General features: G+C 75.6%; 1 protein-coding gene (only partly in view). It reads left to right on the top strand.

What is annotated here, in order from left to right; all coding sequences use genetic code 11:
* Window positions 1-14,627: the 3' end of a type I polyketide synthase gene (locus GA0070610_RS16035; RefSeq protein ID WP_089003540.1), read on the top strand. Its footprint begins 15,208 nt before the window's first position; only the last 14,627 of its 29,835 coding nucleotides appear in the window; its start codon lies off the left edge, out of view; the stop codon is at window positions 14,625-14,627.

The raw sequence follows: 14,627 nt of genomic DNA, 5'->3' as shown, positions 1-14,627 counted from the left end.
AGCAGGTCTCCGGGCAGATCGCCGCCCGCCAGACGGCGGTGCGCACCGCCAACACCGACGAGCCGATCGCCATCGTCGGCATGGCCTGCCGCTACCCGGGCGGCGTCGAGAGCCCGGACCAGCTGTGGGAGTTGCTGGCCGGCGGCGGGGACGGGATCTCCGAGTTCCCCACCGACCGCGGCTGGGACCTGGAGAGCCTGTTCGACCCCGACCCGGAGCACAGCGGTACGTCGTACACGCGGCACGGTGGTTTCCTGTACGGGGCGGCGGAGTTCGACCCGGGCTTCTTCGGGATCTCGCCGCGTGAGGCCCTGGCGATGGATCCGCAGCAGCGGTTGCTGCTGGAGGCGTCGTGGGAGTCGTTCGAGTCGGCGGGGCTGGATCCGCAGCGGTTGCGGGGCAGCCGGACGGGTGTCTTCGCCGGCGTCATGTACCACGACTACGCCTCCCGCCTCATGGACCTGCCGCCGGACGCCGAGGGCTTCGTCGGCACCGGCACGTCGGGCAGCGTGCTGTCGGGTCGCGTAGCGTACACGTTCGGCCTCGAAGGCCCGGCGGTGACCGTCGACACGGCGTGCTCGTCCAGCCTCGTGGCGCTGCACCTGGCGGCGCAGGCGCTGCGGTCCGGTGAGTGCGATCTGGCGCTGGCCGGTGGCGTGACCGTCATGGCGACGCCGGGCACGTTCATCGAGTTCTCGCGGCAGCGCGGTCTGTCGCAGGATGGTCGGTGCAAGTCGTTCGCGGCGTCGGCCGACGGGACCGGCTGGTCCGAGGGCGTCGGCGTGCTCCTCGTGGAGCGGCTGTCGGACGCGCAGCGCAACGGGCACCGCGTGCTCGCGGTCGTGCGGGGCACGGCCGTCAACCAGGACGGCGCGTCGAACGGCCTGACCGCCCCGAACGGTCCGTCGCAGCAGCGGGTCATCCACCAGGCCCTCGCGAACGCGCGCCTGACCCCGGCCGACGTGGACGCGGTCGAGGCACACGGGACCGGCACGACGCTGGGTGACCCGATCGAGGCGCAGGCTCTGCTGGCGACGTATGGGCAGGAGCGCCCCGTCGATCGGCCGTTGCTGTTGGGGTCGGTGAAGTCGAACATCGGGCACACGCAGGCGGCTGCCGGTGTGGCTGGTGTGATCAAGATGGTCATGGCGATGCGCCACGGTCTGGTGCCGGCGACCCTGCATGTGGACGAGGCGTCGCCGCACGTGGACTGGACGGCCGGGGCGGTGGCACTCGCGACCGAGCCCACCCCGTGGCCGGCCGTGGACCGGCCGCGTCGGGCGGCGGTGTCGTCGTTCGGTATCTCCGGCACGAACGCGCACGTGATCATCGAGCAGCCGCCCGCCGAGACGATCGAGGGTGAGATCGTCGCCTGGGACGTACCGCCGGTCGTGCCGGTGCTGCTGTCGGCCCGCGACGCCGCGGCGCTGGCCGCGCAGGCGGGCCGCTGGGCGCGCTGGCTGAGCGTCGACGGGGCCCCGCGTCCGTTGGACGTGGCCTGGTCCTCGGTCACCACCCGGCCCGCGCTGGAGCACCGGGCGGTGGTCACCGCCGCCGAGCGGGACGACCTGGTCACGGCGCTGACCGCCCTCGCAGACGACGACCCCACCGGTACGGTCGTCTCCGGCGCCACGACCCAGCGGGGCCAGCTTGCGCTGCTGTTCTCGGGTCAGGGTGCGCAGCGCGCCGGCATGGGTCGGGACTTGTACGCCGGGTTCCCGGTCTTCGCGGCGGCGCTGGACGAGGTGTGTGCGCAGCTCGATGCGCTGTTGCCGCGTGCGTTGCGGGAGGTGCTGTTCGCGGAGGCGGGCAGTGCCGAGGCGGAGTTGCTGGATCAGACGGTGTTCACGCAGGCCGGGTTGTTCGCGGTCGAGGTGGCGTTGTTCCGTCTGGTGGAGTCGTTCGGGGTCGTGCCGGACATGCTGGCCGGTCATTCGATCGGCGAGGTGACGGCGGCGCATGTGGCGGGGGTGCTGTCCCTGCCGGATGCGTGTGCGCTGGTGGCGGCGCGGGGCCGGTTGATGCAGGCGCTGCCGGCCGGCGGCGGCATGCTGGCCGTGGCCGCTGACGAGGCTGCGGTGGCGGAGTCGCTCGCTGGGCTGACCGATCGCGTCGGCATCGCCGCGGTCAACGGCCCCGCCGCAGTGGTGGTGTCCGGTGCGGTCGAGGCCCTTGACGAGGTGGAGCGGGTCTGGCGCGACCGGGGCGTGCGTATGCGCCGGCTGACGGTCAGCCACGCCTTCCACAGCCCGTTGATGGAGCCGATGCTCGACGAGTTCCGGGCGGTCCTGGAGGGGTTGACGTTCTCCGCGCCGTTGCTGCCGGTCGTGTCGAACGTGACGGGGGCGCTGGCCGGCGACGAGATCCGTACGGCCGACTACTGGGTGCGGCACGTGCGTGAGGCCGTGCGTTTTGCCGATGGGGTGACCGCCCTGCGGTCCGCCGGGGTGGACACGTTCCTGGAGGTCGGGCCGCAGAGCGTGCTGACCGCGATGGCCGCCGACGTGCTGCCCGACGACGACGCCGTGCTGGCCGTCGCCGTGCAGCGGCGGGACCGGGCGGAGGCGCAGGCGCTGCTGCACGCCCTGGCCGAGCTGCACGTGCACGGGGTTCCGGTGAGCTGGCGGCAGTGGTTCGCCGACTCCGGCGCGCGGCGGGTGGACCTGCCCACGTACGCCTTCCAGCACCAGCGCTACTGGCCCGCCGCCAACCGGACGCGTACGGGCGACGTGTCCGGGGCCGGGCTTGGCCGCACCGGGCACCCGCTGCTCGGCGCGACGGTGGATCTGGCCGGCGACGACGAGTTCGTGCTGACGGGCCGGTTGTCCCTGGCCACGCACCCGTGGCTGGCCGACCACACGGTCTCCGGGCTGACGCTGGTGCCGGGTACCGCCCTGGTGGAGCTGGCCGTGCGGGCTGGCGACGAGGTGGGCCTCTCCCGGCTGCGGGAGCTGACCATGGCCGCGCCGCTGCTGCTCCCCGAAGCCGGGGGCGTGCGGATCCAGGTACGGGTGGACGCAGCCGGCGACTCCGCGTACCGCGCGGTCGCCGTCTACTCCCGCCCCGACGACGACCCCGAGGCCGGCTGGACCCGCCACGCGGAGGGCGTGCTGGAGTCGTCCACGGCCGACGAGCCCGACACGATCACCTGGCCCCCCGCCGGGACGTCCAAGGTGGACCTCGCCGGGTGGTACGCGACGCTGGCGGAGCACGGCCTGACGTACGGGCCGATCTTCCAGGGGCTCCGGCGTGCCTGGACCGGCGGCGACGAGGCGTACGCCGAGGTGGTCCTGTCGGGCGACGCCGCGACGGAGGCCGCCGGGTTCGGCGTGCACCCGGCGCTGCTGGACGCCGCCCTGCACCCGATCGGGCTGCTGCTCGGTGGCGAGGAGTCGGGCGGCCCACGGGTGCCGTTCGCGTTCGAGGGCGTGCAGGTGTACGCCTCCGGGGCGGCCCTGCTGCGGGTGCGCCTGAGCCGCAACGGTTCGGGGCTGCGGCTGGTGGCGTACGACGAGTCGGGCGCGCCGGTGGTGTCGGTGGACTCCCTCGTGCTGCGGGAGCTGACCGGCGTGGCCGCGCCGGGCGTGGCGTCGCGGTCGCTGTTCGAGTTGCGGTGGCCGGCGGTGGAGGCCGCCTCCGCCGGGGAGCTTTCCGGATGGGCGCTGGTGACCGGCGGCCAGGAGCTGCCGGCACCCCTCGGAGTGCCCACGTACCCCGATGTGGCGACGGTCAGGGGGGAGGAGTCCGTCCCCCGGACGCTGCTGCTGCCGGTGTTCCCCACGCCCGGCTCGGCGACGCCGGAGTCGGTCGGGGCGGCGACGTCGGACGTGCTGGCGACGGTGCAGTCCTGGCTGGCGGCTGACGCGCTGGCGGAGTCGCGGCTCGTGGTGGTGACCCGGGGCGCGGTCTCTGTCGGTGCCGACGACCGGGTGGCCGACCTGGCGGGCGCGGCGGTGTGGGGCCTGCTGCGCTCGGCGCAGTCGGAGCATCCGGGGCGCATCGTCCTCGCGGACGTCGACGGCGACCTGGATGCCGCGCTGGTGGCCCTGCTGGACGGCGTCCTGCGGGAACCGACCGCGACCGGCGGCCAGTTGGCCGTCCGCGAGGGGGCGGTGTACTCGCCGCGCCTGGTCCGGGCCGGCATCACGGCGGCGGAGGCGCCGGTCGTGGGTGACGGTGCGGTGCTGGTGACCGGTGGTACGGGTGCGTTGGGTGCGTTGGTGGCGGAGCACCTGGTGTCGGTGCATGGCGTGCGGTCTCTGGTGCTGGTGTCGCGGCGTGGCCTCAGGGCTGCGGGTGCGGGTGAGTTGTCGGAGCGGCTGACCGGGCTGGGTGCGTCGGTGCGGGTGGTGGCCTGTGACGTGACGGACCGGGACCAGGTGTTCGGGCTGGTCGCCGAGATCGGCGCCGAGGGCCGGTTGGCGGGTGTGGTGCATACCGCCGGTGTCCTGGACGACGGTGTCGTGGAGGGGCTGACGGCGGAGCGTCTGGCGGGGGTGTTGGCGCCGAAGGTGTCGGCGGGTTGGCTGTTGCACGAGGCGACGGCGTCGCTGGACCTGGACTTGTTCGTGGTGTTCTCGTCGGTGGCGGGGGTGCTGGGTTCGCCGGGTCAGTCGGCGTACGCGGCGGGTAACGCGTTCCTGGACGGGTTGGCGGTGTACCGGCGGCAGCTCGGGTTGCCGGCGGTCAGCCTGGCGTGGGGCATGTGGGACACCGCCGGCATGGCCGCGTCGATCGAGGAGGCGGACCGGGCGCGTTCGGCGCGGGCGGGCCTGGCGCCGATGAGCGCCGAGGTCGGGCTGGAGCTGTTCGACGCCGCCCTGGGCGCCGACCGGCCGACCCTCGTACCGGCCGTGATCGACGTGCCCGCGCTGCGGGCGGCGACCTCCGGCGGCCCCGTGCCGGCCGTACTGCGCACCCTGATCGGCGTGACCGGCACCCGCCGCCAGGCGGGGCAGGGCGGTGGCGGCTGGGCCGAGCGGCTCGCCGGGCTGACCGAGGACGAGGGCCGCGCCCAGGTCGACGTGCTGGTGCGTGGCCTGGTGGCGCAGGTGTTGGGGCACGGTGGCATGGAGTCGGTGCCGGCGGACCGGGCGTTCCGGGAGTTGGGCTTCGACTCGCTGACGGCGGTGGACCTGCGTAACCGGTTGAACGCGGCCACCGGGCTGCGGCTGGCCTCGACGCTGGTGTTCGACTACCCGACCCCGGCCGTGCTCGCCGAGCACCTGTGGTCGGAGCTGGCCGGCGTTCGCGCCTCGGCCGCCGGCCCGGTCGCCGGTGCCATCGTCGGCACCGACGAGCCGATCGCCATCGTGGGCATGGCCTGCCGCTACCCGGGCGGGGTGGAATCGCCTGACGAACTGTGGGAGTTGCTGGCCGGCGGTGGGGACGGGATCTCCGAGTTCCCGGCGGACCGGGGCTGGGACCTGGAGTCGCTGTTCGACCCCGACCCGGACCGCAGCGGCACGTCGTACACGCGCCACGGTGGTTTCCTGTACGGGGCGGCGGAGTTCGACCCGGGCTTCTTCGGTATCTCGCCGCGTGAGGCCCTGGCCATGGACCCGCAGCAGCGGTTGCTGCTGGAGGCGTCGTGGGAGTCGTTCGAGTCGGCGGGGCTGGACCCGCAGCGGTTGCGGGGCAGCCGGACGGGTGTCTTCGCCGGTGTGATGTACCACGACTACGCCTCCCGCCTCATGGACCTGCCGACCGAGGTGGAGGGCTACGTCGGCACCGGGACCTCCGGCAGCGTCCTGTCCGGCCGGGTCGCCTACACGTTCGGCCTCGAGGGCCCGGCGGTGACCGTCGACACGGCGTGCTCGTCGTCGCTGGTGGCGTTGCACCTGGCGGTGCAGGCGTTGCGGTCGGGTGAGTGCGATCTGGCGTTGGCCGGTGGTGTGACGGTGATGGCGACGCCGGGGACGTTCATCGAGTTCTCGCGGCAGCGCGGGTTGTCGCAGGACGGTCGCTGCAAGTCGTTTGCCGCCTCGGCCGACGGCACGGGCTGGTCGGAGGGCGTCGGGGTGCTGCTGGTGCAGCGCCTCTCCGACGCCCAGCGCGAGGGCCGCAAGATCTACGCCGTGGTGCGCGGCACGGCGGTGAACCAGGACGGCGCGTCGAACGGTCTGACGGCGCCGAACGGTCCGTCGCAGCAGCGGGTGATCCGCCAGGCTCTGGCGAACGCGCGTCTCACCGCCGCCGACGTGGACGCGGTCGAGGCACACGGGACCGGCACGACGCTGGGTGATCCGATCGAGGCGCAGGCCCTGCTGGCGACGTACGGGCAGGAGCGTCCGCAGGATCGGCCGTTGTTGTTGGGGTCGGTGAAGTCGAACATCGGTCACACGCAGGCCGCCGCGGGTGTGGCTGGTGTGATCAAGATGGTCATGGCGATGCGGCACGGTGTGGTGCCGTCGACCCTGCACGTGGATGAGCCGTCGCCGCACGTCGACTGGTCGGCGGGGGCGGTCGCCCTCGCCACCGAGGCGACCCCGTGGCCGGCGGTGGACCGGCCGCGTCGGGCGGCGGTGTCGTCGTTCGGGATCTCCGGCACCAACGCGCACGTGATCATCGAGCAGCCGCCCGCCGAGACGATCGAGGGCGAGATCGTCGCCCGGGACGTACCGCCGCTGGTGCCGGTGCTGCTGTCGGCGCGCTCCGACGCGGCCCTGGCCGGCCAGGCCGGCCGGTGGGCGCGCTGGCTCGCCGCCGAGGAGGCCCCGCGTCCGCTGGACGTGGCCTGGTCCTCCGTCGCCACCCGACCCGCGCTGGAGCAGCGCGCCGTCGCCGTGGTGGCCGACCGGGACGACCTGCTCGCCGCGCTGCGGGCCCTCGATGCGGGCGAGCCCTCCGGGGCCGTCGTGACCGGCACCACCGCCGTACGCGGCCAGCTCGCGCTGCTGTTCTCGGGTCAGGGTGCGCAGCGCGCCGGCATGGGCCGGGAGTTGTCGGCGGAGTTCCCGGTGTTCGCCGCCGCGCTGGACGAGGTGTGTGCGCAGCTCGACCCGCTGCTGCCGCGTCCGCTGCGGGAGGTGCTGTTCGCGGAGGCGGGCAGTGCCGAGGCGGAGTTGCTGGATCAGACGGTGTTCACGCAGGCCGGGTTGTTCGCGGTCGAGGTGGCGCTGTTCCGTCTGGTGGAGTCGTTCGGCATCGTGCCGGACATGCTGGCCGGTCACTCGATCGGCGAGGTGACCGCCGCACATGTCGCGGGCGTGCTGTCCCTGGCCGACGCGTGTCAGCTCGTGGCCGCGCGGGGCCGGTTGATGCAGGCCCTGCCGGCCGGTGGCGGGATGTTGGCGGTGGCCGCCGACGAGACTGCGGTGGCGGAGTCGCTCGCCGGGCTGACCGACCGCGTCGGCATCGCCGCCGTCAACGGCCCGGCCGCAGTGGTGGTGTCGGGTGCGGTCGACGCGCTCGACGAGGTGGAGCGCGTCTGGCGCGACCGTGGCGTGCGCACGCGCCGCCTCACGGTCAGCCACGCCTTCCACAGCCCGTTGATGGAGCCGATGCTGGCCGAGTTCCGCGCGGTCCTGTCCGGGCTGAACTTTGAAGCGCCGTTGCTGCCGGTGGTGTCGAACGTGACGGGTGCGCTGGCCGATGCCGACGAGATCCGCACGGCTGACTACTGGGTGCGGCACGTGCGTGAGGCGGTCCGGTACGCCGACGGGGTGACCGCCCTGAAGGCCGCCGGGGTGGACACGTTCCTGGAGATCGGGCCGCAGAGCGTCCTGACCGCGATGGCCGCCGACGTGCTGCCCGACGACGACGCCGTGCTGGCCGTGGCCGTGCAGCGCCGGGACCGGCCGGAGACGCAGGCGCTGCTGCACGCCCTCGCGGAGCTGCACGTGCACGGCGTGCCGGTGACCTGGCGGCAGTGGTTCGCCGACACCGGCGCGCGCCGCGTCGACCTGCCCACGTACGCCTTCCAGCACCAGCGCTACTGGCCGGAGGGCACGCCCGCGAAGCAGGCCGCCCCGGAGGGCGGCGACGCCGAGTTCTGGGCCGCCGTCGAGCGTGGCGACCTGGCCGCCCTCGCCGCCGAACTCGGCGACGACACCGAGGACCTGGACGCGCTCGCCCCGGCCCTGCCGCTCCTGGCGCGCTGGCGTCAGCACCGGTCGCGGGACACCGCCCTCGACGGGTGGTCGTACCGGGTCGGGTGGGAGCCGGTGCGGCCGGCCCCGGCGACCCGGTTGTCCGGGCGGTGGCTGGTCGTCACCGTCGACAGCGGCGCCGACGCGGGCGTCGCGAAGACCCTCAGCCAGGCGGGCGCCCGGGTGGACACGCTCACCGTGTCGTCCACCCTCGCCCGCGCCGAACTGAGCGAGCGACTGGGCCGGATCAGCGGGGACGGCTGGGCCGGGGTGCTCTGCGTACTGCCCCGCCAGGACCGGCCCCTGGCCGACACCCCGGCGGTGCCCGCCGGCGCGGCCGCCCTGCTCACCCTCACCCGCGCGCTCACCGACACCGGCCTGCCGGGACGGGTGTGGGCGCTCAGCCGGACCGCGATGCCGGTCACGGCCGGGGAACGGGCCGGCGACGTCTGGGCGGCCCTGGCCTGGGGCCTGGGCCGGGTCGTCGCCCTCGAACAGCCCGACCGCTGGGGCGGCCTGATCGACCTGCCCGACCGCGCCGACCGCGGCGCCCGCGCCGGGCTCGTCGCCGTCCTCGCCGACGGCACCCTGGACCAGGTGGCCGTCCGCCGCAACGGCCTCTTCGGCCGGCGGCTGGTGCCGGCCGCGCCGCCCGCCGGCGCGGGCTGGCGGCCCGCCGGGACGGTCCTGGTGACCGGCGGTACGGGTGCCCTCGGTCGGCACGTGGCGCGCTGGTTGCTGGCCAACGGGGCCGGTGAGGTGGTGCTCGCCTCGCGGCGGGGTCCGGCCGCGCCGGGCGCGGCCGAGCTGGTGGCCGAGCTGGGTGCGGTGCGGGTGGTGGCGTGCGACGTCACCGACCGGGCCGCGATCGATGCCCTCGTGGCGGACCTGCCGGAGCTGACCGCCGTCGTGCACACCGCCGGGGCGTCCGGCGGCACCACCCCGGCGTACGAGGTGACCGACGGCGAGCTGTCGGAGACCCTGGCCGGCAAGGTGCTCGGCGCCGTGCACCTCGACGCCGCCTGCCGGGGCCGGGACCTCGACGCGTTCGTGGTCTTCTCCTCCGTCGCCGGCGTCTGGGGCGGCGGCGGGCAGGCCGGCTACGCGGCCGGCAACGCCCTGCTCGACGCGCTCGTCGCCGCCCGCCGGGCGGCCGGCCTGCCCGCCACCGCCCTGGCCTACGGCCCGTGGGCGGAGGACGGCATGGCCTCCGGCGAGACGGCCGACGGCCTGCGCCGCCGCGGGTTCAGCCCGCTCGCGCCCGACGCCGCCGTCGCGGCGCTCGGCCGCTGGGTGAACGCCCCCGAGGCGGCGCCGGTGATCGTGGACGTCGACTGGTCCCGGTTCGTCACGGCGTTCACCGCCGCGCGGCCGAGCCACCTCTTCGACCGGGTCGCCCCCGCCGTCGCCGAGGAGCCGGAGCGGCCGGAGAGCGCCGCCGCCACCGACGGGCTGCGGGCCAGGCTCGCCACGCTGCCGGCGACCGGCCAGGAGGCGCTGCTGGTCGACCTCGTCCGCGCGGAGGCGGCGGCCGTCCTCGGCCACCCCACCACCGACCAGGTGCCGGCCGGCCGGGCGTTCCGGGAGCTGGGCTTCGACTCCCTCGCCGCCGTGCAGCTGCGCGACCGGCTGGGCCGGGTCACCGGCCTGACCCTGCCGTCGACGGTGGTCTTCGACCACCCGTCGGCGGCGGAACTGGCCCGCTTCCTGCGTACCGAAATCGTCATCGGCGCGGACGGCGGACCGGTCACCGGCGGCACGACCTCGGCCCGGCCGCCGGCGGACGAGCCGATCGCGATCGTCTCCATGGCCTGCCGCTTCCCCGGCGGGGTGTCCTCGCCGCAGGAACTGTGGCGGCTGCTGGCCGACGGCGTGGACGCCGTGACGCCGATGCCCACCGACCGGGGCTGGGACCTGGACGCACTGTTCGACAGCGACCCGGAGCGGGTCGGCACCAGCTACACCCGCAGCGGCGGCTTCCTGCACGACGTGGCCGGCTTCGACGCCGCGTTCTTCGGCATCAACCCGCGCGAGGCCCTCGCCATGGATCCGCAGCAGCGGCTGCTGCTGCACACCACCTGGGAGGTCTTCGAACGAGCCGGCATCGACCCGCACCGGGTACGCGGCTCCGCCACCGGCGTCTTCATGGGCACCAACGGGCAGGACTACGCCACGCTGCTGCTGGGCGCCCGGTCCCAGGTGGAGGGCTACCAGGCGACCGGCAACGGGGCGTCGGTGGTCTCCGGCCGCCTGGCGTACTCGTTCGGGCTGCACGGCCCCGCGGTCACCGTCGACACGGCCTGCTCGTCGTCGTTGGTCGCGCTGCACCTGGCCGCACAGGCGCTGCGCAGCGGCGAGTGCGACCTCGCACTGGCCGGCGGCGTCACGGTGATGTCGACCCCGGGCGCGTTCCTGGAGTTCTCCCGGCAGCGCGGCCTCGCCGCCGACGGGCGGGTCAAGGCGTTCGCCGAGGCCGCCGACGGCACCGGCTGGGGCGAGGGCGTCGGCGTCCTGCTGCTCCAGCGGCTCTCCGACGCCCAGCGCGACGGCAACCGGATCCTCGCCGTCGTACGGGGCAGCGCCGTCAACCAGGACGGCGCGAGCAACGGCCTCACCGCGCCGAACGGGCCCGCGCAGCAGCGGGTCATCCGGCAGGCGCTGGACAACGCCGGCCTCACCCCCGGTGACGTGGACGTCGTCGAGGCGCACGGCACCGGCACCACCCTCGGCGACCCGATCGAGGCGCAGGCGCTGCTGGCCACGTACGGCAGGGAGCGCCCCGCCGACCGGCCGCTGTGGCTCGGGTCGGTCAAGTCGAACATCGGCCACACCCAGGCGGCGGCGGGCGCGGCGAGCCTGATGAAGATGGTGCTGGCCCTGCAACACGGGGTGCTGCCCGCGACCCTGCACGTGGACGCGCCGACCCCGCACGTCGACTGGACGTCCGGCACGCTGGCGCTGCTCACCGAGGCACGACCGTGGACCACCACGGACGGGCCGCGCCGGGCCGGTGTCTCCTCGTTCGGGATCAGCGGCACCAACGCCCACGTGATCATCGAAGAGGCCCCGCAGCCGGCACCGGTCGCCGCCGACGGGGAAGGGCCCGAAGCGACCGTCGGGCACGGCGAAGCGCCACGCGACCAGCGCGCCGTGGCCCTGCCGTGGCCGGTCTCCGCCGCCGACCTGCCCGCGCTGCGCGCGCAGGCCGGCCGGCTGGCCGACCGGCTCGCGACCGGTGACGACCCCGCCGACCTGGTCGCCTGGACGCTCGCCGACGGCCGGGCCCACCTCGGCCGGCGGGCCACCGTGGTCGCCGCCGACCGGGCGACCCGGCTGGCCGCCCTGCGGGCCCTGGCCGGCGGGGAGGACCACCCAGCGCTGGTCACCGCCCGACGGCACGGAGGCGGCCTCGCGGTCCTCTTCTCCGGCCAGGGCGCCCAGCGCCCCGGCGCCGGCCGGCAGCTGTACGACACGTTCCCCGTGTTCGCGGCGGCCCTCGACGAGGTCTGCGCGGCGCTGGACCACCAGCTGCCGCAGCCGCTGAAGCCGGTGCTGTTCGCGGCCGACGGCAGCGCCGAGGCGACGCTGCTCGACGAGACGGTGTTCACCCAGGCGGGGCTGTTCGCGCTGGAGGTGGCCCTGTTCCGGCTGGTCGAGTCGTTCGGCGTGGTGCCCGGGCACGTCGCCGGGCACTCGATCGGCGAGATCACCGCCGCGCACGTCGCCGGGGTGTTGTCCCTCGCGGACGCCGCCACGCTGGTGGCCGCCCGGGGCCGGCTCATGCAGGCCCTGCCCGCCGGGGGAGGGATGCTCGCCGTGGCCGCCGACGAGGCGGCGGTGGCCGAGTCCCTCGCCGGGCTGACCGACCGGGTCGGCGTCGCCGCCGTCAACGGCCCCACCGCCGTGGTGCTCGCCGGCGCCGTCGACGCCCTCGACGGGTTGGAGCGGCTCTGGCAGGAGCGCGGCGTACGCACCCGGCGACTGCGGGTCAGCCACGCGTTCCACAGCCCGCTGATGGAGCCGATGCTGGCCGAGTTCCGGACCGTCCTCGACGGGCTGACGTTCGCCGCGCCGCTGCTGCCGATCGTGTCGAACCTGACCGGGCGGCTCGCCGAGCCCGCCGAGATCCGGACGCCCGACTACTGGGTGCGCCACGTGCGGGAGGCCGTCCGGTACGCCGACGGAATCGCCGCGCTGCGCGACGCGGGCGTGGACACCTTCCTGGAACTCGGCCCGCAGGCGGTGCTGACCGCCATGACCGCCGGACTGCTGCCCGACGACGACGGCGGCACGGCCGTGGCGGCGCTGCGCGCCGGCGCCGACGAGCCGACCGCCCTGCTCTCCGCGCTGGCCGTCGTGCACGGCACCGGACGCGACGTCGACTGGTCGGCGGTGCTCGCCGTGCTGGCCGGCCCCCGTCCGGACCCCCGCCGGCTGCCCGAGCTGCCGACGTACGCGTTCCGGCCGCAGCGCTACTGGCCGACCCTCGACGCGGCGCCGACCGCCGACCCGGTCGACGACGCGTTCTGGCGGGCCGTCACCGACGGCGACCTGGGCCGCCTCGGCCTCGACCCGGACCAGCCGCTGCGCGAGCTGCTGCCGGAACTGGAGTCGTGGCGGCGCCGCCAGCGCCTCGACGGCACCCTGGCCGGCTGGCGGTACCGGATCACCTGGGAACGCCGGGCGCTGACCGGCGCCGACCCCGGCACGTGGCTGGTGGTGGCCCCGCCGCACCAGGTCACCGACCGGGTGCTCGCCGCCCTCACGGCCGGCGCCGCGACGGTGCACCTGCTGACCGTCGACCCGGCCACCGCCACCCGCGACGGCCTGGCCGCCGACCTCGACCGGCTCGCCGCCGCGTACCAGCCGACGGCGCTGCTGTCCCTGCTGGCGCTGGACGAGGCGCCGCACCCGGAGCAGACCGCGCTGCCGACCGGCCTGGCGGCGAACCTGCTGCTCGTGCAGGCGCACACCGGTCGCTCCGGCCCGGCCGTGCCGCTGTGGCTGGCGACCACCGGCGCCGTCGCCGTGGACGACGAACCGGTCGTGCACCCGACGCAGGCCACCACGTGGGGCCTCGGGCTCGTCGCCGCCCTGGAGCACCCCCGGCACGTCGGCGGAGTCGTCGACCTGCCGGCCGGCCACGACGAGGCGGCGTACGCGGCCCTGGTCTCGGCGCTGGTCAACGTCGACGGGGAGGACCAGCTTGCCGTCCGGCAGGCCGGCGTACACGCCCGGCGGCTGGTCCGCGACACCGGGCGGCCGGCGACGGGCGACGGCTACCAGCCGAACGGCACCGTCCTGCTCACCGGCGGGACCGGGGCGCTCGCCCGGCACACCACCGACTGGCTGGGCCGCCACGGCGCCGAGGTGCTCCCGCTGACCGAGCCGGCCACGGGCAAGCTCGGCGACCTGATGGAGCAGCTCGCCGCCGAGAGCCGGCCGGTGACCGCGCTCGTGCACGTACCGGCGGAGACCGGCTCGGTGCCGCTGGGCGAGCTGACCCTCGCCGGCCTGGCCGCCGACCTCGCCGCCACCGTCGGCGACGTCCCCAGGTACGCCGACGAGCTGGCCCACCGGCCGCTCGACGCGTTCGTGCTGTGCACCTCCACGACGGGGGTGTGGGGCGCGGGCGGCCGGGCCGGCCAGTCCGCCGGTGACGCGCTGCTGCACGCGCTCGCGGCGAACCGGCGGCACGGCGGACTGGCGGCCACCGCCGTGGCGTGGGGCCCGTGGCACGACGATCCCGAGTCGGCCGAGCTGGCGCAGCTGCGCCGGCGGGGCCTGCCGGGTCTGCCCCCGGAGCTGGCCGTCGAGGCGTTCGGGCAGGCGCTGCGGGGCGAGGCGGCACTGGTGGTCGCCGACGTGCGCTGGGACCGGTTCGTGCCGACGTTCGCGTCGATGCGGCCGTGCCCGCTGCTGACCGGGGTCCCCGAGGCGGGCGCGGCGATGCCCGCCGACGACGACCACCGGCCGGCGGACGACGAGGCGGCCGCCGCGCTGCGGGAGCGGCTGCGCCCGCTGAGCCCCGGCGAACGGGAGGGCGTCCTCGTCGACCTGGTGGGTGGCCTCGCGGCGGCCGTACTCGGCCACACCGGGGGTGCGGGGCTGGAGCCCGACCGGGCGTTCCGCGAGGTCGGCTTCGACTCGATGACGGCCGTGGAGCTGCGCAACCGGCTCCGCGCCGCCACCGGCGTCCAGCTGCCCGCCGCCGTGGTGTTCGACTACCCGACGCCGGCGGCGCTCGCCCGGCACCTGCGCGACCGGCTCGCCGAGGACGGCGCCGCCGCGGCGGCCCCGCTGCTCGCCGAGCTGGAGCGGCTCGACGGCGTCTTCGCGGCCGACGCGCCGGACCGGCTGACCCGCCAGAAGCTGCTGGTGCAGCTCCAGGCGTTCGTGGCCCGGTGGGGCGACGAGCGTGGTCCCGTCGAGGAGAAACCGGCCTCGCACACCCTCGACGACGCCACCGACGCCGAGATCTTCGATTTCATCCACCGCGAGCTGGGTGGCCCCGGCGGCAATTTGCCGGGCATCTAG

The organism is Micromonospora echinofusca (assembly GCF_900091445.1).
Taxonomy (GTDB): Bacteria; Actinomycetota; Actinomycetes; order Mycobacteriales; family Micromonosporaceae; genus Micromonospora; species Micromonospora echinofusca.
Note: the sequence above shows the minus strand (reverse complement) of the source record. Positions and strands in the feature narration are given on the sequence as shown.